This window comes from Psychrobacter sp. H27 (genome assembly GCF_059072655.1).
This window is the reverse complement of the sequence record NZ_JCACRX010000001.1, coordinates 375,225-397,953: the sequence shown is the minus strand read 5'-3', so window position 1 is coordinate 397,953 and position 22,729 is coordinate 375,225. Positions and strand designations below refer to the sequence as shown.

Genomic DNA, 22,729 nt, shown 5'->3' with positions numbered 1-22,729 from the left:
TATGCAAATATCTAATAGCTACGACTACCAAAAAAACGCAGCGACTAAAGATTCCCCATGGATACGCCGCACCTTTATTGTTATTGCCGTGCTGTTTATGGTCTTGATGCTTGTGGTGCCATTATTGGCTGTGTTTTATGAAGCGTTCAAAAATGGCTGGCAGTTATATCTTGCCTCATTAGTTGATCCTGAAGCACTACAAGCAATCAAGCTTACGTTGATTACCGCCGCCATTGTGTTGCCGATCAATATGGTGATGGGTATTGCGATTGCATGGTTGGTCACACGCTACCAGTTTAAAGGCAAGCAGCTGGTGACCACGTTGCTTGATTTACCATTCTCAGTATCACCAGTTGTTGCCGGTTTAATGTTTGTGCTGCTATTCGGTCTGAACTCTACAATCGGTGGCTGGCTTGAGAGTATGGGCTTTCAGGTGATTTATGCCGTACCTGGTATCATTTTGGCGACACTATTTGTGACCTTTCCTTTTGTTGCGCGTGAGTTGATACCGCTGATGCAGACCCAAGGCGACTCCGAGGAGCAAGCAGCGTTAACCTTAGGTGCGAGTGGTTGGCAGACTTTTTGGCATGTGACACTGCCTAATATCAAATGGGCACTGCTGTATGGTTTGATTTTGACCAATGCGCGTGCGATGGGTGAGTTTGGTGCTGTCAGCGTTGTATCTGGTCATATTCGCGGTGAGACCAACACCATGCCGCTATTGGTTGAGATTGCCTACAACGATTATAACTTTACTGCTGCGTTTGCTTTATCGAGCTTACTGGCCGCACTTGCCTTGATAACGCTATTGATTCAGCAAGTCATGACCAAAATGCAAGAACGTAAGTTTGCAAAGTCTGAGCGCTTAGCGAGTGCACCTGAGCTACCAGTAAGTGCCAATGCAACGACTGCAACAGCTGAGAGTGTTGATAAGTGATAAGTGACGCGATTCAACGATATCCAACTTGGCAGTGTTAATAGGACTGATATAGTAACTACCCAGTACCTTGCTACGATACGATAAAAGACATAATAAGAGATACGATTATGAGCATTGAGATTCGCAACGTTAATAAAAAATTCGGTAACTTTACGGCTTTAGATAATATCAATATCACTGTACCGACTGGCAAGTTGACGACGCTATTAGGTCCTTCAGGCTGCGGTAAGACCACGTTGCTACGTATTATCGCAGGCTTGGAATACGCTGACTCTGGGCAGGTATTGTTTGATGAGTTAGATGTCACCAATACCCCTGTACAAAAGCGCCATATTGGTTTTATGTTTCAGCACTATGCGCTATTTCGCCACAAGAACATCGCAGACAATGTCGCCTTTGGTCTAACACTACTACCAAAAAATGAGCGACCTAGTAAAGCGGATATCAATAAGCGTGTGGCAGAGCTACTAGATCTGGTACAGCTCCCACAAGTGGCCAATGCTTATCCACATCAGTTATCAGGTGGTCAACGTCAGCGTATTGCACTAGCGCGCGCACTCGCTGTAAAGCCAAAGCTATTACTGCTTGATGAGCCATTTGGCGCGCTAGATGCCAAAGTACGTAAAGAGCTACGTACCTGGCTAAAAAACATCCATCATGAGCTCGGTATCACAAGCATCATGGTGACTCACGATCAGGAAGAAGCTCGCGCCGTATCAGATGAGATTGTGGTGATGAACCAAGGGCGAGTAGAGCAGGTAGGGACGTCAGAGGAGCTGATACATCAGCCAGCCAATGCGTTTATCAGTGACTTCTTAGATCTGACATAAGCAGTTGACGAGCCAATAAAAAAGCCTACTTATGTAGGCTTTTTTATTGGCTGCTCTCATCATCTTAGTTACAGTGAACTGAACTGTCGCCATTATGATACTTAAGCAGGTTTTGACTCGTCTTTGTCGATATCACTTGGGGCGAGTTGATCATAAGTGATGTCTAGAATATCCTGACACCACTCTGGTAAATCATCAGCGACCTCATACCACATCCATGTACCGTCACGTACACAGCTTAAGATACCTAATTTTTTCAAATGGTTCAAATGCCGCGATATCGTGGGCTGCGGCTGATCAAGCATGTCTACTAGATCGCCCACGCAACGTGTTTCTTTTTTGAAAAGAATTTGAAATATTTTTAGGCGTGTCGGATCAGATAAGACTTTAAACAAATCAATAGGTCGTATCGTAAAATTATTATCAGACATAGGAAAATTCCAATGGGCTTCGTTTATAGGGGTTCAATATAACAGCAGTCATCTACAAAATCGATTAAAAAATAAGCAAAATTACAGTTCATCGTTAATTCACTACCTTCGACAATATTCGGTTACATGCACGCTTATATCCACTTACATAAATAGATGAAAAAAGACATAGTAATACTGCTGCGACTAAAAAAAGATGTTAAATGTTATTGAAAATGATAATAGTTATCGTTATTATACTGCATATCGTGATTCATCGAATAAGTAGTGGTATTCAGAGGAGCCTGTTCATGTACGTATGTATCTGCAACAACGTAAAAGAAAAGCAAATCAAGGCAGCTATTGCATCGGGTGTCGATACCCTTGATGGTCTAAAAGACACTCTAGATGTGGCAACGTGCTGTGGATGCTGCGAGCCTATGGTTAATGACTACTTGGACGAGCATCATGCCAGTCTCGATGTTTTAGCATATGCAGTTTAAGTATATTTAGCGTAAGCTATTGTATTTCCAACATAAAAATATATATTCAATATATTGCATTTACTCTTTCATTATACATAAGGGGTAGGTTGCAAGCGTCCATATAACCTCTTTGATACACCGACCTACTTGCTACAGACTTGTATCAAGTATCCTGATTAGCAATTGTAGACAATTATAATTCTCAATTAGCATCTTATTCTTAGTTCACAACATTACATGCTATATAGCGCCTGTATGCTACTATATCTGTCTAAGATTGTAAGATGTTTTGTTGACTTTGCTCTTTACTGACCAGTTTACCAATCATGCTGTCCTTATATATTTAATTGTGAATATAAGGTGAAGTGCAAAAAATAAATAGAGGAGTACGCATTATGATAGGTAGCCAAAAAGTTATTGATTATTTGAATTTTTTGCTAGGCGGCGAGCTTGCCGCTCGTGACCAATATTTTATCCACTCAGAGATGTATGCTGAATGGCACTACGGCAAATTATATGATCGTATCCATCACGAAATGGATGATGAGACGCTGCACGCACAGGCGATTGTCCGCCGTATTTTGATGCTGAGCGGCACCCCTAAGATGACAGTCGATAAAATCAACATCGGTAGCACTGTTCCTGAGATGTTGCAGCTTGATTTAGATTTAGAGTACCAAGTACAGCAGCATTTAAAAGATGGCATCGCGCTTTGTGAAGCAGAGCATGACTATGTCACGCGTGAGATGTTGGTTGAGCAGCTAAAAGATACGGAAGAGGATCATGCACACTGGTTAGAGCAGCAGCTGCGTTTGATTGATATGATTGGTCTGCCCAATTACCTACAAAGCCAAATGGCTGAGGTGACTCCTAATCTTGTCTGATATCATAATAGACATGAATAAAACACCATAGCATTTAGTATAAATATGAAAGGGAGAGAGGTAATGAGAGGGGATAAAGAAGTTATTCGCGCACTAAACAAAGTGCTTGGGCAGTCGTTGATTGCAATCAATCAGTATTTTTTGCACGCGCGTATCGCTCGTCACTGGGGATTAGAGGCGCTTAACGATTCACTCTATAAGCAATCTATTGCTGAGATGAAGTGGTCAGATGATTTGATTGCGCGTATTTTACTATTAGGTGGCCTGCCAAACTTACAAGAACTGGGTAAAGTGTTGGTTGGTGAAGATGTGCCAGAGGTCATCGATTGCAATCTACGTTTAGAGAAACAGAAATTTAGTATTATTACTGATGCCATCACTCTATGCGAGACAAAGTCTGATTATGTCTCTCGTCAACTATTAGTCACTTTGAAAGATGGTAATGAGGAATATCAGGACTGGTTAGAGACCCAAGAAGATCTGATTGAGAGTATTGGTGCAGAGCGCTATATCCAATCACAGATCAACGATGATGACGCGCCTTAGGTCATTATTATAGATAAGCATAATATGAACTTGCCAGCGTACTATTGGTTTTGAGCCAGTGATACGCTGGCTTTTTTATGTGTGTACGCTTTGCCTCTAAAAGTAATGATGTCATCTATGACATGATTTTTGACAGCATTGTCTTTTAACGACCTTTAACGATGTGTATTTTTAGAACCGTTATCGTCAATATTCAATATAAGCCGCGACCGTCTTCAGGTTTTAGGCGCAAAAAGTATAACCCTGATAGTATCGTCAAGATCCCCAATATCCAGTAGGTGGTTTGGAAGGCGACTAGCGTATCCATTTGCAAGCGCTCACGCAGGATATTTAGTACCGCTGCACCAAAAGCAATGCCGAAGCTAATAGCTAACTGCTGATTGACTGCCATCAAACTATTCCCGCTACTGGTCTGCGCTCCTTGCAAATCACCAATAGTAATGGTGTTCATTGCACTAAACTGCATTGAGTTACAAGCGCCCATTACGGTTAGTATGGGTATAAACCACAACCACTGCGAGGCATCGTTGAACTGCGCCAATACAATGATGAGAGAGCCCATAAATAAAGTGTTGTATACCAGAACCTTGCGATAGCTAAAACGCTGGATAATTTTGCTAACCCAAGGCTTGATACCGATAGCGCCAACAGCAATGGGGGCGAGCAACCACCCTGCTTGCGAGGGTGAATACTCAAACACCACCTGTAGCAGTAGCGGTAGCAAAAACGGCACAGCACTGATACCAAGGCGGGTAAATAGGTTACCAGTAATTCCAATACGAAAGGTGCGAATATCAAATAAACTCAAGGGAAACAGAGGCGTTGATCGTCGCTTGGCATGCCAGACATAGGCGCCCATCAATAAACTTGCACCCAAACCAAATAATAAGCCATAAAGTCCGCGCCCTGTATGTGAACCAAACTCGACGGCAAGCGTAAACCCACAAGCGGCAGCGGCAAACAGTAAAAACCCTGTCCAATCCAGACGCTTGGTATCTTCAAATAAAGCAGGCACCAGTTTTTTGCCCATGATAAACCCTGCTACCCCCATTGGTATGTTAATCAAAAATATCCAATGCCAGCTGGCATACTGCACGATATAGCCGCCCAGTACGGGTCCTACTAAGGGCGCGACCAACGCTGGTATGACCGCAAAGTTCATGACGGTGAGCAGCTTATTGCGTGGGTATGACTTCACCAATATCAAACGAGCAACGGGCGTCATCATCGCACCGCCAATACCTTGTATCACCCGTGAACCAATCAAAAAATCTAGGGTAGGCGAGGCGGCGCACAGTACTGAGCCAATACAGAAGATCACAATCGCTGATAAGAACACACGACGGGTGCCATATTTATCTGCCAAGAACCCGCTGATAGGAATAAAAATCGCTAATGTCAGTGCGTAACTGATGACTGCCCACTGCATCTTTAAGGGAGACTCACCCAATGCTTGCGCCATTTGCGGTAATGAGGTATTCAAGATAGTGGCGTCTAAAATTTGCATAAACAGCGCTACCGCCAGTACATAGGGTAGATATTTATCTTGTGTCGGGGTAAGCGTTAGCATGTCAATCCCATTAGGGGTCTGATTATGAAGTAGGAAAGATCGTAGGTTTGCGATCAGAGTGCGCCATACAAGCTGAGTAGTATAAGAAAGCCTGAATGATAATAAAAGTGACTCAAGGTAACGGAGGCGATAGCAGAGCCTGCTAATAGACTATGTGGCGCGCTATAGCATTTTCCATACGGTATCTATTAGTCGGCTAACGTCATGGTAGCCATGGAATCGCAACATTGATTACAAGATAGGACTTTAATGTCAGTAGAGGTTGTCGTTATAGTAAAGTCTTGCCAGCCAGTCATATTATCGAGTGACTAAGAAGATAGTCACCAAACAATAAGAGCAAATACAAGCTGAATAATAACGAATAGTCATCACTAAGGATATTTTATGAGTACTGAAACAACTGACAATGTGCAAAATGACAAATACGTGCCACCTAGAGTCTGGACACAAGATAAAGATAATGGCGGTAAGTTTGCTAGCATCAATCGCCCAACATCTGGAGCACGCTATGACAAAGAGCTACCGATAGGGGATGCGCCGCTACAACTATACTCCCTAAACACACCTAATGGTGTCAAAGTAAATATATTACTAGAGGAGCTGGCTGAAGCTGGTATTAGTGGCGCTGAGTACGATGCATATAAAATTGATATCTCTCAAGGTGAGCAATTTGGCTCTGGCTTTGTGGAAATAAACCCTAACTCAAAAATTCCAGCCTTGGTTGACCATTCTGCAGATACCGCGGGCGAGCCTATCGCACTTTTTGAGTCAGGTGCTATTTTGATGTACCTGGCAGAAAAGTTTGACAAATTCTTGCCTTTATCACCAGGCAAAGCGCGAGCAGATTGCCTATCTTGGATTATGTGGCAAATGGGTAGTGCGCCTTTCTTAGGTGGCGGCTTTGGACACTTCTATGCCTATGCACCAGAGCCATTAGAGTACCCAATCAACCGCTATACAATGGAGACTAAACGTCAGCTTGATGTATTAGATACTCATCTAAAAGACAACCAATACCTATGTGGCAATGACGAGGCTGACTACAATATAGCGGATATGATCGTGTGGGCATGGTATGGACAGTTGGTACTCGGTAAGCTCTACGATGCGGCAGAGTTTTTACAAGTACAAGACTATAAGCATGTACAGCGCTGGGCTCATGCCATTGCTGAGCGCCCTGCCGTCAAACGTGCGATAGCATTAGAGCTAAAGCCAATCAACTAACCTAGACGTTGTAAGCTGTCTAAGTATCATAGCAAGGCTGATAAGTGGTTCACTTATCAGCCTTTTTTGCTTTAATGCTGATTTATGGATATAAAGAGGGAGGTACACTTTATTTTATGCTTACATAATGCTACATTAGAATAACAGATAGAAACATTGGTACGTTAAGATAGCGGTTTACTGTCGTAATGGACAGGTGTTTATACTTATTCGATTGATGGGTAATGACTATGAAGGACTATAACAACACGAACACAGGATCACTGCTGAGCTGTTCTGATCATTTGGGCGTCAATGGCTTGAGTGATGATAATGAGGTTGATCACCGCATGGATGTAAAGGGACGAAATTGTGATGCTCATAACGTGGATAGTGACGGGCATTTGGAGTCTGATGCTAAAATAATAAAAAACGCCTCTGTCTTTCGCACAAAAAACAAAATGCGCTTACCCATGATTGCCGCTATCGGGGCTGCATTGTTCGGTACAGCGAGTGTGTCACATGCACACACTGAATTTACCAGTCAAGACTGGCAAGTGGTCTGTGACAATACCCGCACTTGCCGGCTGGCAGGGTATCAAGCAGAAAATAACAGCGAGTTTCCCGTATCTATATTGTTGACACGCCGTGCAGGGGCAGATGCCAGTGTGGATGGCAAGGTAAAACTTGGCGGTGCAAGAGACAGCTCTTCTAAAGCTTTAATGCAGTTGGGTAACCGTCATCGAATATCCCTATCTATCAATGACAGAAATTACGGTGAAACAAAGCCATACTCTACAGCGGCAGGTAACGCTGAGCTCACTCAAGCACAGGTGACAGCGCTCATCAATGCACTGCAGAGATCGAGTAAGATCACATTGACGCTGCGTAACTCACGCTGGGAGCTTTCAGACAAAGGCGCTAGTGCGGTCATGCTAAAAGCTGATGATGTCCAAGGACGAGTAGGCACGCCAAGCGCTTTTATCACTAGTGATGGCATAGCGAAGTCGAATAGCAGCGTACTACCCCCTAGAGCGGTACCAGTATTACGTTTTGTAGAGCCAAGTGGTAAAACTGATTCGAGTAATGACAAAAAATTTGTCATGAAGTCTTCTCAATTAGCGTCATTAATGAAGAGCACGATGAAGGATGTAGATGGCGACTGCCCAAATCTATCGGACAAGTCTCCTTGGCGTGTCAGTCGTTTGAATGGTTCACAATTGCTGGCACAGCATGATTGCTGGACAGCCGCTTATAACGCAGGTGGCGGTGCATGGGTCCTCAATGATAGCAAACCATATAAACCGACATTGGTGACGACCAGTGCCACAAGCTACGACAAAGGTAAGCTGAGCTCGGTACAAAAAGGACGCGGTATCGGCGACTGTATGAGCAAAGTCGACTGGGTATGGACAGGACGCGCGTTTGAGAAAAGCCACGAGAGCACCACTGGACTTTGCCGACTTATCGACGCGGGCGGTGCTTGGCAGCTACCGACCTATGTCACTGATGTCAAAGTCGTCAGATAGTCATATATCGTATGACATCAGCTATTTAATAGTCTCAATATTGATGATATAAAGCCTATTTACTCAGTATCTGAAGAAATAGGTACATATAATTTTTTATTGTGCTATACTGCGTCGCCACGTTAGTTCAGGCTATCGTGAATTATGAGATTGATAACATCGCCTGCGATTTTGGGTCTAGGATGACCATAAGTAATTGTTGCCGATGATTTTGTGTACTTAAATAACCTTTTTATAACAATATCCGTTATTTTTGACTCATATCTTATCTACTGCCCCATAAATAGGGTCTAGATTGGTTGCTGTTTGCCTTTATCTGCTTTGGACAAAGCATCGATAATGAGCGTATATCAAGCAAGGATAAGACACTCGGCACTACCACCAAAATACGTCAGACAGCACGAACGCATTTATTATAAAGACGCTAAGCTATATTGGCTTGGTTTCTAACTATCGACAATTTTATATTGCTCGGTCGTCAGTTAATAAGAGCAGCGTGGTGAACGGTTATCAGTGGTATGCATCAAGTTTGCTGAATTTACAGCAGCTTATACTTACCAAGGATTCTTATGACTGACATCTTATCTACAATTGCCGCTGAAAACGGTATCATCGAAAGCACTGACACGCCAAACACTACTACAAATACTGAAGCGGCTGCTACTGACGCCACTGAAGAAAATAAAGTCACCTTTACCGATCTTGGCATTGCTAAGCCAATTCTTACTGCGCTTGATCGCAGTGGCTATACCAATCCAACCCCTATTCAAGAACAAGCCATTCCTTTTGCACTAGCAGGTCGTGACCTTCTATTATCAGCGCAAACGGGTAGTGGTAAAACAGCCGCATTCGTTATTCCTGTACTCGATCGCTTGAGCCGTGCGACTAGCTTTGACAAGCTAACTAAAGCACTTATCCTAACGCCAACGCGTGAGCTTGCTCAGCAGGTACACGATAGCGTACGTACCTACTCTAAAGACATGCGCGGTTTGTTCTGTGTGCCACTAGTTGGCGGCGCGCCATACAACGGTCAGATCACTGCTTTGAAAAAAGGCGTTCAAGTTATCGTTGCGACTCCTGGTCGTTTGCTTGACCATATCAATGCAGGCCGTGTTGACTTGTCAAACCTAGAAGTATTGGTACTTGATGAAGCGGATCGCATGCTAGACATGGGTTTTGCTGATGATATCAGTGACATCCTTCGTGCAGCGCCAACAGATCGTCAAACCATCATGTGTTCAGCGACTTGGGATGGCCCAGTAGGTAAAATCGCGGCAAGCTTCACTAAGAACCCTGAGCGTGTTTCTATCAAAGTAGAATCTGCACACATCGAAGAAAAAGTGTACTATTGTGATGACTTTGAACACAAAAACAAATTGCTTGATAAGATTGTTTGCCATAAAGATATGGAACAAATCATTATCTTTGCTGCGACCAAACGCAGTACTGAAAAACTGGCAAAACAGCTACAAGAAGCCGGTCATAAAGCAAGCTTCTTACATGGTGACTTGCCACAAAGCAAGCGTAACCGTATTGTTCAAGACTTGCGTAATGGTAAATGCAAAATCCTAGTAGCGACTGATGTTGCCGCTCGTGGTCTAGACGTACCAGCCATCTCACACGTCATCAACTATGATTTACCACGCCAGACAGAAGACTACGTCCATCGTATCGGTCGTTGTGGCCGTGCTGGCCGTACTGGTGTGGCTATCAGCCTATGTAGCATGGATGATCGTCCACAGCTAAACGCCATCAACCGTTACTTAGATCGTAAGATGGAAGTATGTGTTATCGAAGGTATGGAGCCTAAGAAAACGTACGTACCTAGCGAAAACAAAGGTAAAGGTCGTGGCCGTGGCCGTGGTCGCTCTAACGGTGGTGGTCAAGGTCGTGGTCGTTCAAGCGGTGGCTATGCTGGCAAATCTAGTGGCGGTGGCCGTGGTCGTTCAAGCGATAGCGCCTCAACTGGCCAACGTGCGAGTAACGACAGCGGTTATCAAGGTAAGTCACGTGACTCATCTGGCAAACCAAATGAGCGTTCAGGCGGCAAGCCGTATCAAGGCAAGCGTACTGGTGGTCCTAGCCGTGGCGATAGCAATGGTGTTCCACGTGGTGAGCGCGCTGCAACAGGTCGCGGTCGTCCAAGCGGTAGCCAAGGTCGTCCAGCGGGTCGTTCTGACAGCCGTGGCCAAGGTCGTTCAAACGGCGGCAACCGTGGTAACAACTCGTAATACAGCTATATTGAGCGATTAGTGTCATTGATCGCTTAAATATGATAGTAAAAAAGCCAGATACTTGTTATCTGGCTTTTTTGTGCGTGTCTGTTTTTTATGTGGACTTGTCATACTTTTAGGCATCTAGTAAGTACTGTTGCTACTGTGGTTTTGCTATTTCAATCAAAGTGCATTCAGCAAATTAATCATTGATGGCTGCTTGCGCGAGTTTTTTGCCTTGTCTATACTGATTTACTTTTGTCTATTGTCTGTCTTGGAGCACGTTGATGCCTGCCACCTCAAATCTAGCAATCGATAACTTGCCATTGGCCTTTGGTATTATCATGGCCATCATCGGTCTGGTTTTTTATACTCAAGGATTGCCGGGTAAGTTTTGGCGGCGGTTTTATGCGGTATTGCCTGGTATTGTACTCTGCTGCTTCATCCCAGCAACTCTAAACAGCTTAGGGGTATTCGCTGACGGGGTTGGTTCGCAGATTTATGGGTTTACCGCTACGTACCTGTTGCCAGCCAGTTTGCTACTGATGACGCTATCCATGGACGTACCCAAGATATTGGGCTTAGGCTGGAAGGCCATTGCCATGTTCTTTGCTGCTAGTATCGCTATTGTTATCAGTGGACCTATAAGCTTAGGGATTGCAAAATGGGTATCACCTGCAATGTTCACTGACGATACGTTATGGCGCGGGTTTTCTGCAGTAGCGGGTAGCTGGATCGGCGGCGCAGCTAACCAAGCGGCCATGAAAGAGCTGTTTGGGGTCAGTGATGATTTGTTTGGTATGATGATTTTGGTCGATGCTACCAACGCCTCATTGTGGCTACTCGCTATTTTGGTGATGGCAAAGCATAGTGCAAAGATTGATCGGTTCTTAAGGGCGGATACCAGTAGTATCGATAAAGTCATTAAAGCTGTCGAGAGCTATGAGCGCGATCATGCCCGCCCAGCGACTATCAATGATTTGATGGTGATGTTTGGCTTATGTTTTGCCATGGTTGGGGTCGCACACTTTGTTGGTGGACAAATTGCTGCCTTCTTTGCGCCATACAAATGGGCAGTACAATATAGCTTTGCCAGTTCATTTTTTTGGATGGTTGTCATTATCACCTTGATAGGGGTGGTATTTTCGTTCACCAAAATTCGTCGCCTTGACCATATAGGCGCATCCAAAGTAGGGACGGTATTCATCTTTGTGCTGATCGCTGCGATCGGTATGCAAATTAATCTGGCCGGGATCGTCTCTCAGTGGCGCTTACTACTCATCGGCTTACTATGGATGAGTATCCACGTCGTGATTATCTTTGCCGTCGCTAGACTCATTCGCGCACCATTTTTCTTTCTGGCAGTTGGCTCCAATGCCAATACGGGTGGTGCATCCTCTGCGCCTATTGTTGCAACTGCATTTCATCCGTCGCTGGCGCCCGTTGGTGTATTCTTGGGTATTTTGGGTTATGCCGTCGGGACGTTTGGCGGTTATATCAGTACCCAGTTGATGCGGTTGGTCGTGTCTTAACCTACAAGTCACTGTTATCCTAACTTTAGTACTAAATAAAACCTGCATCAATGTGGGTTTTTTATTACTAAATACTGGAGAGCTTGAGTTATTGTTTTGTCTATCTATGCTATTGATACGTAAGTCCAGCCATGGCCTTGCATAGGTACGTGTTAGTATTTCTGCTAATCAAATAAAGATAACTAAGAATACAGACAACTAAACATGTCAGGAATCAATACGACTAAATAGGAAAATAGCATTATGGTCAACCCAAAAGAAATAGAAAAGACGGTCAATAAGACTAGCGCAGTGAAAAATGCTCTATACAACCCTGATCAAGAAAATATTCAGGTTAGAGGTGCACGCGTTCATAATCTAAAAAATATTGATGTTGATTTACCGCGTAACGCGTTGGTGGTCTTTACTGGTATATCAGGCTCAGGAAAATCATCATTGGCATTTGGGACATTATTTGCCGAATCACAACGTCGCTATCTTGATTCGGTGTCGCCTTATGCTAGACGACTGATTGATCAGGTTGATGAGCCAGATGTTGATGCTATAGAAGGGTTGCCGCCAGCAGTCGCGTTGCAGCAGCAGCGAGGGACACCTTCGGTACGATCTTCTGTGGGTAGTGTGACGACGATATCGAATGGTTTGCGTATGCTGTACTCGCGTGCAGGGGATTATCCAGCAGAGCAAGAAATACTATATGCCGATGCTTTCTCGCCCAATACACCAGATGGTGCTTGTCCGACCTGCTCGGGGATTGGCCGTGTGTTTGAAGTTACCGAAGAATTATTGGTTCCAGACAACACCAAGACTATACGTGAACGTGCGATTGCGGCGTGGCCACCAGCATGGCAAGGGCAAAATCTTAGCCGTATATTGACCACACTAGGCTATGACATTGATAAACCATGGCATACATTACCGAAGAAAACGCGTGACTGGATTTTGTTCACGGACGAGACGCCAACAGTGCCTGTCTATCCTGAATACAATATCGAGCAAACACGGGAAGCGATTGAAAAGGGCGAAAAGCCAAACTACATGGGTACGTTCACCAGTGCCAAAAATTTTATATTACACTCCTTTGCCACTACCCAAAGCCCGCGTACCAAAAAACGTGTCTCGCAGTTTATGCAGATATCTGAGTGCCCAGAGTGCCACGGCAAAAAACTAAAAAAAGAATCGTTAGCAGTAAAATTTGCAGGTCTCGATATCGGTGAGCTCTCACAGCTTACGCTTACAGATATGGCAAAAAAACTAGAGAAAACTGCGCGTACCAAAATCGCTGATAACACCCCAAACCGCGAAAAGGCTATTGTCGCTCAGCGTATTGCCAGCGATATCCTTTCTCGTGTTGAGGCGTTGACAAGGCTCGGTTTGGGTTATCTCTCGCTTGAACGTACCACTCCGACACTCTCTCCTGGTGAGCTACAGCGCCTGCGGTTAGCCACTCAAATTCGCTCGCAGCTGTTCGGGGTCGTTTATGTCCTTGATGAGCCATCAGCTGGACTGCATCCTGCCGACACGCAAGCACTACTTGGGGCGTTAGATGAGCTGATTGCTGCAGGTAATTCTGTGTTTGTCGTTGAGCATGATGTCAGTGTCATCAGACATGCTGATTGGGTGGTTGATGTTGGGCCAAAAGCGGGTACGCGTGGCGGTGAGATTGTCTATAGCGGTCCTGTAGAGGGGCTACATAACGTCACGCAGTCGCATACGGGTCGATACCTCTTTGCCGATAAGACATCTAATGCTCAGTCAAAATCTAATACAAGGCAACCCTCAGCATGGCTTAAGCTTGCAAGTATCGAGCGAAACAACATAGCAGATTTAGACGTTGAGTTTCCGCTTGGGGTGATGACGAGCGTCACAGGGGTATCAGGATCGGGCAAATCAAGCCTCGTCAGCCAAGCGCTGGTTGATCTTATCAATGGAGCGCTGGGACAAAAAACAATTACAGAGGCGCCAGTAGGTGAGGCTGATTTGCTTGAACAAGAGCTTGAGTCGGTAACCGGCGGGGGGATTGTTGCTGGCATGGAGCATATACGCCGCCTTATCAATATCAATCAAAAAGCGATCGGACGGACGCCACGCTCGAACCTAGCAACCTATACAGGGCTGTTCGATAACGTACGCAAGATATTTGCCGCAACCGAGCAAGCAAAAGCATGCGGTTATGATGCTGGCAGGTTTTCGTTTAATACGACCAAAGGACGCTGCCCAAACTGTGAAGGTTTAGGCTTTGTTAGTGTGGAGCTATTATTTCTACCAAGCGTCTATGCGCCTTGCCAAGTCTGTCATGGACAGCGCTATGATGACGAGACGCTTGCTATCACGTATCGAGACAAAAACATCGCTGAGGTATTAAACTTAACGGTTGAAGCCGCTCATGAGTTTTTTGCTGATGAAGCGCCTATACTGCGTGCCCTAGATGCGTTGCTACAGGTTGGGCTTGGATATTTACGCTTAGGTCAGCCGGCTACTGAGCTATCAGGCGGTGAAGCCCAGCGAATTAAACTTGCTACCGAGCTGCAACGCACCCAGCGAGGTGATACCCTTTATATACTAGATGAGCCAACCACAGGACTACATCCTGCTGATGTGTCCATGCTGATGACTCAGTTAAATGGTCTCGTCGATGCAGGCAACACAGTCATCATGGTTGAGCATGATATGCAGGTGGCTAGCAATAGCGACTGGATGATTGATATTGGACCGGGGGCTGGTGATGCAGGCGGGCTGATTGTCGCTCAAGGGACGCCAGAAGAAGTAGCCCAATCAAAAGACAGTCGTACCGCACCGTTTTTGCTGGTGTGATGTTATGGATATGACGACCGGTCTTTAAATTGGGTTTGAGGGCACGCCCTAGTAGAAAATACTATCCCCAATAACCATCAGGACATTTGGGCAATTCAACCAAAGTGCGACGTAGCGCCTCTGACCATTGATGACGAATCGTATTAAAGTATTCATCATTCTCATCGATACGGCGGTCTACTGGTAAGGTTAAACTATTATTGTCATAAAGCACAAAATCTATAGGCATACCTACTGACAAGTTTGATTGAATGGTTGAGTCGAATGAGAGCATCAAGGCGCGAGCTGCATGTCTCACATCCGTGTTATAGCTGACAGAACGATCCAAAATAGGTTTGCCATACTTGCTTTCACCCAACTGAAAAAACGGCGTGTCTTCTGTGGCTTTGATGCAATTGCCTTCAGGATAAATCAGGTATAGCTCAGGGGGCTGCCCTTTGATTTGACCACCAAGCATAAATGAGCTGGTAAAAGCACCATCGCGACTAGAATTGGCGACTGATTTGGCATAGTTCATTTTTTCACGCATACATTCACCAACCATTTGCGCAGCATCAAACAAAGTGGCGACCGTATTAAGATTACTCTCAAGACGCTGATCAATGTCGTTTTGTAGTTTGTTGAATACCGCTTGCGATGTCGCTAAGCTACCAGCAGTTTGCAGCACCATGAAGCGCTCGCCTTCAATTCCGTATTGATACAGTTTTCTAAATGTCGATATGTGATCAACACCAGCATTAGTGCGCGTGTCACTGGCAAAAACCATACCGTCTTTTAGACGAATGGCAGCACAATAGGTCATAAGGTATCCTCAATAAATAAATGTAATAAAAATAGCAAACGCTATGATAGCTTTGTGACCAGTACAAGACTGTAAAGATTTTCGTAGCCGCCGCCCATTCGTACGCCGCGCACAGGTGCCGTGTCTAGATAATCTCGTCCAATAGCCACATACACGTGTGAGCTTGGCGTGAATGCCTGATTTGAAATATCAAAAGTATACCAATAACCCTCTAGCCACACCTCAGCCCACGCGTGACTCGCCATATGGTTTTCGGTATCGTCGTACAGATAACCGGACACATAGCGCGCTGGAATCTGTTGATCTCGTAGGACACTCAAAAATACATGCGTATGATCTTGGCACACACCTGCACCAATCGCAAAAGACTCTGCAGCAGTTGTGCCCACATGCGTGACATCTTTGACAAAAGGCATTTTCATGATGAGTGCATTTGCCATAGATTTTAGGCTGTCATGGGTAGGCGTTTTTAGATACGGCGCTGCAAATTCGCGCATTGCTTGTGAGCATTTAGTCAGCGGGGTTTGTACCGTAAATAGCAGGTAGGGGACATGATCCATGTCCTCCAAGCGTTCGGTTTCGGTGTTGATCTCAACGACACCAGATGCTTGCATCTGTAAGTTGTTATGTGCCTCGTTACGACTGAGCGTGAGCCAGTCATTACCAAAACCGTCCTTTTGGCTGGTTGCCACTTTAGGCAGCATGACATTCCATTTATGGATGGTTTGGTGCGGCATTTGCATAGGGGTCATGCGTATATACTGTACACTACGCTGCGCCAGCTCATCGTAATAATAGTTGGTTTGATGACTGATTTGAAGTTTCATGGCATTTTCCTTATAGCATCTTTCTATTTTTTGTTTATTTCGTATGTCTCAATAAGCAATTACTCTTAGTTATTGGCTAGACACCTTCTATACACCCTGACGCAGTATGAGGTTGAACTCCTTGCTAATCAGCTCAAAGTCACTAAATTTCTTCGATCGAATCATCTGGTTAGTCAAGCGGATAAGCTCACGCCAGCGTGTGTTCTCTGGTAATTGATTGATCCAGTACTTAAAGTCAAGACTGATCTCTATTGAGTCCTCCTGCAACAAGACGGCTCGCTCAAGCTGTTCAAAGTGACGACCTAATTGCCAAAAACAAGTCACTGTCGGATTCTCTTGCTTCATCGCCGCATTACACGCATGTAGCTGCAAAGTCGCGGCGCGATAAGTACCAGCACTTGATAGACGCTTAATCAAGTTATAGAGCTCAGCCGTATCTTTACCAATGACACCTTTGGCTTCTTGTACATTGTCTTCAATCGACTGCACGATATTGGGAATGATGTTTTGTTCCAGATCAGACACCATTTGTACTTTCATGGCTCTAAGGGACTCTTCACTATCGGCATTGAACCCTAAGTGACTAATCAGATGTTTGACCTGAGATTTTTTGAGATCACCTTTGATGAGCTGTTTCATGACATCGTCATAGTGATAAAGGCGTTCGCTGTATCGACCTAGCCATATTAAATGACTGGCGGTAGAGAGTAGCAGTATCATAGGTGCATCGTCTAAACTCTCGTAACCTGCCTCCAAGGGTTGTACGCGATCATAGTAGTTTGCATGCCCTGAAACGTTGTTTGACGCATTGGCGTCGACTGATGATAAAGATGTACACTTGCCAGCTGGCTGAGTCTCTGAATGACTGTCATCGACAATCCAAGTGTCTTTGATACCGCCGCCTTGTGATGAGTTGACGACTAAAGAGCCCTCAACCATGGCCACGCGGGTCAATCCGCCCGGCACAATATCTACCGTGCCATCACCGTGACTGAGAATAAAGGGACGCAAGTCGATATGTCGCGGCGCGATACCGTCGCTTACAGCCGTAGGGTTGGTCGAGAGCGAGATGGTTGGCTGGGCAATGAAGCCGGCTGGGTTTTCAAGCAAGCGTACGCGATAGTCTTCGATTTCTTTTTTGGTTGAGGTTGGGCCAATGAGCATTCCGTAGCCACCTGAGCCTTGCGTTTCTTTTACCACCAGTTTGTCTAGGTTATCAAGCACGTACTTAAGATCGTCAGGTTTACGGCATTGGTAAGTTTCGATATTGGGTAAGATAGGCTCTTCATTCAAATAAAACTTGATCATATCTGGTACAAAGGGGTAGAGACTCTTATCGTCTGCCACGCCTGTACCTGGTGCATTTACGATAACCACGTTGCCAGCACGGTACGCACTCATCAATCCTGACACACCCAAGATAGAGTCAGACTGAAAGGCGAGCGGGTCAATATAGGGATCATCAATGCGGCGATAGATCACATCGACCTGTACCTTACCTCGAATACCCTGCATATAGACTTTGCTGTCCTCAACGACCAGGTCATAGCCATGTACAAGTGGTACATTCATCTCATGTGCTAAGAAGGCATGCTCATAATAGGCACTGTTGAAACGTCCTGGGGTCAAAATGACGACTTGTGGATCATATTTGGAGGTTGAGCTGGCAAGACAGGCTTTAAGACGGCTAGGGTAGTCGCTAATACCCATAATAGGAGTATCAGCGAACATGTCGGACAGTAGTGTCTCTGATATGTTACGGCTTTCAAGCATATATGAGACACCTGATGGTGTACGCAAATTGTCCTCTAGAACACAAAACTTACCCGACTCGTCTCGAATCAAATCGATACCACTGATATGTGAGTAGATCGGTTTGTCGAGTTCAATACCCATCATCCATGGCTCATAGCAGCCACTGGCATACACATAGCTGGCAGGTACGATATCGGCTTTCATAATGGCTTGGTCATGGTAAATATCATGCAAAAAAGCATTCAGAGCGGTAATACGTTGCTTGCAGCCAGCCTCTATTTGTTTCCACTCACTCGCGGCAATAATACGCGGAATAATATCAAACGGAATCATACGTTCAATATTCTTGGCATCGCTATAGACCGTGAAGGTAACCCCTTTGCGGTAAAAGATGTTTTCTGCCTGTTCGTTTAGATAATTGAGGGCATCCATATTAATGTTATCAAGCCAATTACCAACGGCCTGTGCAACTGGACGATACTGACCTTCGCTTATTTGGAGTTCATCAAAGCTGGGTGCTTGTGAGGGAGTGGTATCTGCTGAATTTTGTGATTGGTTTTGCGCTTGCTCCGAAACGTTATCCTTGTCTTTGTTTTTTATACTGGTGTCAGAGGTGGCTTTGGCTTTATTCGAGTTTTGCGTCTGACTTTGTTCTTTGGTTTGATCTTTTGAAGAGTCTTCTTGAGATTGACTCTGAGACTGGGATTGAGATGATTTTTTGTTCATAAGTACCTCACGTATCCTTGGTAAAGTTATACTTTATGACGACTACGCTGTCTGTGCTAAGCTAGGTAGCACTTGTATTTCGCCCAACAGGCAGTCTATCTCCTGTATGAACTATACAACGGTTACTGAGTAACATACAACAAGAGTTAAATAATAGGTTTTAGAAAATAACAGCTTGATGATGATAAATTTAATTTAATTGTATAAGAATAGGAGCAGGCATGAAGCTACGGGGACGGTTTTCGCTGCTGGCGAGTATAGGACTTTCATTTGGTATCGGGTTGACTGGGTGCAGTAGTGAACCACAGAACCAGGTATTGCCCGCTGGTAGTACGGTGATAGCGCTTGGGGACTCACTCACCTATGGCTATGGTGCTAGTACAGAGACAGCTTACCCTAGCGTGCTTGCTGACTTGAGCCAGTGGGAAGTGGTGAATGCAGGTGTCAACGGTGATACCTCTGCCGATGTGCTGGCTCGAGTAGAAGATATCACCAAACAGTCCCCTGATTTGGTACTGCTTGGGGTGGGCGGTAACGATGTATTACAGCGTATTAAGCCTGATACGACCCGTGCCAATATTGAGCGAACGGTTGACACCTTACACTCTGCAAATATTGATGTCGTCCTTATTGCTGAACCATACCTAAGTGCCAGTGCATTATTTGGTAAGGTGAGTGACAATCCGTTGTATGAAGAGGTGGCTGATGAGAAGGACATACCGCTATACTCAGGCGGCTGGTCAGCGGTACTATCTGATGACACACTAAAATCCGATAGAATCCATGCCAATGCTATAGGATATCGTCAGTTTGCAGAAGGACTGCATGACTACTTACAAGAGGAAGGTTTGGCGCCTTGAGCTTGTTCAGCTCAGGTCTTGAAGTTATAGTCTCTAAAACCTTAACTTGAGACTTCCCAATAAAGACCCAACACAAAAAAGCAGCGAGCGCAGCAATTGGCTCTCTGCTTTTTTATATAATGTTATTAGCAGCTAATTAGTTATTAGTAACGAATAAACAGTCACTTTGACGTATATTAATCTTCATCCTTCATGACAACCACTAAGCCTTTATCAGCATCTATCTTGCCATCACAGATATCTTGATAAGCACTCAATAGACCATCTACTCCGTCAAGCTCTTGAATGTTCAGCCATGAACTGGTCTTTGCCATGCTCATCATAATGTAGCGCATAGAGCGCTCATTGAACGCTTCAGGGCCCCATTCTTTCATACGCTGCTGCACATGACTGGGTGCAAAGAACTGCTGACTACGCGCTTGAATGATGCCCTCAGAATGTCTCGGCTCATCCCAATGGGTAAGACCGACATTGCTGGTGTAACGCATGTTGTCGCCTAAGTGCTTATGTAGCCTACTCAGGATATCGGTATTGGCTGACATATCTACAATAACAGTAGGTTTGGTTTCATCAATTCGCTCAAGAGCGTCATAGCTCAATACACTGTCATAAGCATCAATCGAATCAACGAAGTCTGTATGGCGGTCCGAGGTAAGACCGACGACATGCGGGGCATCTGTATCCTCGGCCAGACCGTATGCCAAACCTATACTGGTCTTGCTCGAGGCACTGATGATAACGATCTGCTCTGCATCAAACCAATCATTACTCTTTAATAAGTCATATAAGCAAAATGAAGTTAGATGCAGTACAAAGAGCAGCATCCGCTGGTTATCATTGGCGCGATCATAACCTCGTTCGTGATTGACGCGCTGATATAAGTTATAACCAGGGGGTAGCTCGGCGCGGTGGGTGCTACCATCCATCAGATTGGTTTGCGTGACGCGTTTGGGCGTGATGATCAGCTCGTTCGCTGGCGGGAAATAACCGAATAGACGTTCACCAACAGGTAGGGCATCGCTACTAGACTCCACAACATCACCAAATCCCCATACTGGAATGATGCCCCATTTTTCAGGCTCGTCACCATTCGGCGGGAAAAACTGCCAATATCGCAGCTGATTACCCATGACAGCGTAAGTAATATTATTAGCCGTAAAGGCAAAGCGATCAACTTTGACACGTACTTCGCCCTCATTGAGGGTACATGCCGGCGTTTCCTGTAAACGTGCTTTAGAAAAATCTGATTTATTGGTTTGAAATTCTCGCATGTCTATCTCCTTGGTAACTATCTGTTTAGGCGTGGGTAGTATTAGTTTGACGCTCTGCATTGATTTGCATGACTTCACCCATCAGTTTGGACATATTGGCAGCAGCTTGTGGCATCGATTTTTTTAGACGCTGCAAGATAGCCAGCTCTTCAGGCGTTCTACTCTCACAGGGCTGTACCAACTTGGTAAAACCATCCAAGCGATTGTTCACCAACCATTCACGTAGTGCAGGCTCTTGTGACCAGCGCATCTGGTTTTGCATTTGTGCCACGATACCTACCAACCAGTCCGTGTCATGATTGGGTAGTGGTACCACGCGGCATAGATTATTTTTGATGGCGTCGTCATCATAACTGGCTTCAATGTGCGCGATAAATGCGGCACTAAATACAGGCTGGTAAGTACGCATGTTTTGTACGATGATGGTGTTATCCTGAAATACGGTATAGGTCTCTGTTACTGGTACCGCACGGGCAGAGCAATCAATATGCATAGTGTTGGTCGTCGTTGGGATATGCGTATCAGAAAAATGAATGGTGTCTTTATCTATGCGAGTGATGCGGCCCTTACGTATGATGTTTTTGACTCGGCGTAGCTGTTTTATCTCCTCACTACTGACGGTGGCACCATGGAACATTTTCGGTCGTACATTTGGATCGATGCGCATCAACACGCCACCTTGCTCTAAACGATCAAACAAATCGCTGATACTTTTAGCTTCAGCAATTGCCTCTGCTTGAGTCGCCTGTGCCCCAATAGTATGCATAAAGAAGTCGCGTGATGGTTGGGTGTTTTTACGATCAATCAACCAAGCATCCCTAGGCATAATCCACGTGATCTGATCGGGATCAATTTGGTTTTCTAATAGCCATAACACCGCATCAATGCCTGTTTTGCCGCCACCAACCACCACATAAACATCGCATGGTTCAGTTAGGTTTGGTAAGTCGTTCAATGGACCAAACTTGACGCCATCAGCAATATCAAAACTTGGCGTGTGGGTTGCTGGCACGGAGGTTTTAAAGTAGGTACCATCGATGATTTTTTTATTGACCTTGACCTTGTGAGTAGTGCCTGACAGCAATGACGTAAAGTGACCGTCTCCTTGATACTCACACATAGGGAAGTACTGGACGCGCCCGCTAGGTAAAAAGGTATGCCGCATGACTTTATCGTAGTAAGACATGATCTCAGCGCCTGTCGCTAGCTCAGACAACCCTTTATTTAAGCCTATATTATCAAGGGTACCGCCGCACAGCTCGCGCGAACTGACGCCATAGAATGATGATGGCTGATGTAGTGTGACAAATGAATAGGCATCATTCCAATGACCGCCTGGCTTATGATGCTTATCAACGATAACGATATTGGCATCTGTCTCTGCTAGCAATACGTCAGCAAAAGCCATGCCGACTGCACCACTGCCTATAATTAGGTAGTCCGTTTCTAGTTGTTGAATACTCATCGCATCCTTGCTCCTAAGGTAATGATTCATCCATGATATTTAATAACAACTGTTTGTATATAACAGTGTT

General features: G+C 45.0%; 18 protein-coding genes and 1 pseudogene. 11 read left to right on the top strand and 8 right to left on the bottom strand.

Going from position 1 to position 22,729, the window contains the following annotated elements; all coding sequences use genetic code 11:
- Position 1: 1 nt before the first annotated feature.
- Positions 2 to 937, top strand: a complete 936-nt coding sequence (gene cysW / locus AC5JPY_RS01560; RefSeq protein WP_443526436.1) for a sulfate ABC transporter permease subunit CysW — start codon at positions 2 to 4, stop codon at positions 935 to 937.
- A gap of 110 nt (positions 938 to 1,047) precedes the next feature.
- Entirely contained in the window at positions 1,048 to 1,770 is a 723-nt protein-coding gene (locus tag AC5JPY_RS01555; protein WP_319051705.1) for a sulfate/molybdate ABC transporter ATP-binding protein, read from the top strand.
- A 101-nt stretch (positions 1,771 to 1,871) separates the two neighbouring features.
- On the opposite strand, the gene AC5JPY_RS01550 is transcribed toward AC5JPY_RS01555, so the two are convergent.
- The gene (locus AC5JPY_RS01550) at positions 1,872 to 2,201 is read right to left on the bottom strand and encodes an ArsR/SmtB family transcription factor (protein WP_493843121.1); all 330 of its coding nucleotides are present in this window, start codon (positions 2,199 to 2,201) and stop codon (positions 1,872 to 1,874) included.
- 290 nt (positions 2,202 to 2,491) lie between these two features.
- On the opposite strand from AC5JPY_RS01550, the gene AC5JPY_RS01545 reads away from it, so the two are divergent.
- The 3 genes from AC5JPY_RS01545 (at position 2,492) to bfr (AC5JPY_RS01535) (ending at position 4,095) form a co-directional block, all read left to right on the top strand.
- Complete coding sequence (locus tag AC5JPY_RS01545; RefSeq protein WP_319051702.1) at positions 2,492 to 2,683, top strand: (2Fe-2S)-binding protein; 192 nt, start codon at positions 2,492 to 2,494, stop codon at positions 2,681 to 2,683.
- A gap of 377 nt (positions 2,684 to 3,060) precedes the next feature.
- Complete coding sequence (gene bfr, locus AC5JPY_RS01540; RefSeq protein ID WP_319051701.1) at positions 3,061 to 3,549, top strand: bacterioferritin; 489 nt, start codon at positions 3,061 to 3,063, stop codon at positions 3,547 to 3,549.
- Positions 3,550 to 3,612: 63 nt separating this feature from the next.
- Complete coding sequence (gene bfr, locus AC5JPY_RS01535; protein WP_443526441.1) at positions 3,613 to 4,095, top strand: bacterioferritin; 483 nt, start codon at positions 3,613 to 3,615, stop codon at positions 4,093 to 4,095.
- 193 nt (positions 4,096 to 4,288) lie between these two features.
- Here bfr (AC5JPY_RS01535) and AC5JPY_RS01530 read toward each other — a convergent pair whose 3' ends face one another.
- Positions 4,289 to 5,665, bottom strand: coding sequence for a DHA2 family efflux MFS transporter permease subunit (locus AC5JPY_RS01530; RefSeq protein WP_493851879.1), 1,377 nt, complete (start codon positions 5,663 to 5,665; stop codon positions 4,289 to 4,291).
- Positions 5,666 to 6,049: 384 nt separating this feature from the next.
- On the opposite strand from AC5JPY_RS01530, the gene yghU reads away from it, so the two are divergent.
- The 5 genes from yghU (at position 6,050) to uvrA (ending at position 14,953) form a co-directional block, all read left to right on the top strand.
- Positions 6,050 to 6,889, top strand: coding sequence for a glutathione-dependent disulfide-bond oxidoreductase (yghU, locus tag AC5JPY_RS01525; protein WP_493851878.1), 840 nt, complete (start codon positions 6,050 to 6,052; stop codon positions 6,887 to 6,889).
- Between the two features lie 230 nt (positions 6,890 to 7,119).
- Positions 7,120 to 8,397, top strand: a complete 1,278-nt coding sequence (locus tag AC5JPY_RS01520) for a DUF1176 domain-containing protein (protein ID WP_493851877.1) — start codon at positions 7,120 to 7,122, stop codon at positions 8,395 to 8,397.
- 569 nt (positions 8,398 to 8,966) lie between these two features.
- Entirely contained in the window at positions 8,967 to 10,628 is a 1,662-nt protein-coding gene (csdA, locus tag AC5JPY_RS01515; RefSeq protein ID WP_493851876.1) for a DEAD/DEAH box helicase CsdA, read from the top strand.
- Between the two features lie 269 nt (positions 10,629 to 10,897).
- Positions 10,898 to 12,142 carry a DUF819 family protein gene (locus AC5JPY_RS01510; protein ID WP_493851875.1) on the top strand — a complete coding sequence of 415 codons (1,245 nt, stop codon included), beginning with the start codon at positions 10,898 to 10,900 and terminating at the stop codon, positions 12,140 to 12,142.
- A gap of 243 nt (positions 12,143 to 12,385) precedes the next feature.
- On the top strand, positions 12,386 to 14,953 hold the full coding sequence (uvrA, locus tag AC5JPY_RS01505) for an excinuclease ABC subunit UvrA (RefSeq protein ID WP_493851874.1): 2,568 nt from the start codon (positions 12,386 to 12,388) through the stop codon (positions 14,951 to 14,953).
- 61 nt (positions 14,954 to 15,014) lie between these two features.
- Here the strand turns inward: uvrA and AC5JPY_RS01500 are convergent, their stop codons facing one another.
- The 4 genes and pseudogenes from AC5JPY_RS01500 to AC5JPY_RS01485 all read right to left on the bottom strand — a co-directional run.
- Positions 15,015 to 15,755 carry a proteasome-type protease gene (locus AC5JPY_RS01500; protein ID WP_493851873.1) on the bottom strand — a complete coding sequence of 247 codons (741 nt, stop codon included), beginning with the start codon at positions 15,753 to 15,755 and terminating at the stop codon, positions 15,015 to 15,017.
- A 41-nt stretch (positions 15,756 to 15,796) separates the two neighbouring features.
- On the bottom strand, positions 15,797 to 16,582 hold the full coding sequence (locus tag AC5JPY_RS01495) for a transglutaminase family protein (RefSeq protein ID WP_493851872.1): 786 nt from the start codon (positions 16,580 to 16,582) through the stop codon (positions 15,797 to 15,799).
- 87 nt (positions 16,583 to 16,669) lie between these two features.
- A complete protein-coding gene (locus tag AC5JPY_RS01490; protein WP_443526639.1) occupies positions 16,670 to 17,302 on the bottom strand; it encodes an alpha-E domain-containing protein in 633 nt (210 codons plus the stop codon).
- Positions 17,303 to 17,440: 138 nt separating this feature from the next.
- Positions 17,441 to 18,937 (bottom strand): annotated as a pseudogene (locus AC5JPY_RS01485) (circularly permuted type 2 ATP-grasp protein); the annotation flags it as partial.
- A 347-nt stretch (positions 18,938 to 19,284) separates the two neighbouring features.
- On the opposite strand from AC5JPY_RS01485, the gene AC5JPY_RS01480 reads away from it, so the two are divergent.
- Positions 19,285 to 19,923, top strand: coding sequence for a GDSL-type esterase/lipase family protein (locus AC5JPY_RS01480; protein WP_493851871.1), 639 nt, complete (start codon positions 19,285 to 19,287; stop codon positions 19,921 to 19,923).
- A gap of 176 nt (positions 19,924 to 20,099) precedes the next feature.
- On the opposite strand, the gene AC5JPY_RS01475 is transcribed toward AC5JPY_RS01480, so the two are convergent.
- Complete coding sequence (locus AC5JPY_RS01475; RefSeq protein WP_493851870.1) at positions 20,100 to 21,194, bottom strand: DUF2855 family protein; 1,095 nt, start codon at positions 21,192 to 21,194, stop codon at positions 20,100 to 20,102.
- A 25-nt stretch (positions 21,195 to 21,219) separates the two neighbouring features.
- Positions 21,220 to 22,659 carry an NAD(P)-binding protein gene (locus AC5JPY_RS01470; protein WP_493851869.1) on the bottom strand — a complete coding sequence of 480 codons (1,440 nt, stop codon included), beginning with the start codon at positions 22,657 to 22,659 and terminating at the stop codon, positions 21,220 to 21,222.
- Between the last annotated feature and the right edge of the window lie 70 nt (positions 22,660 to 22,729).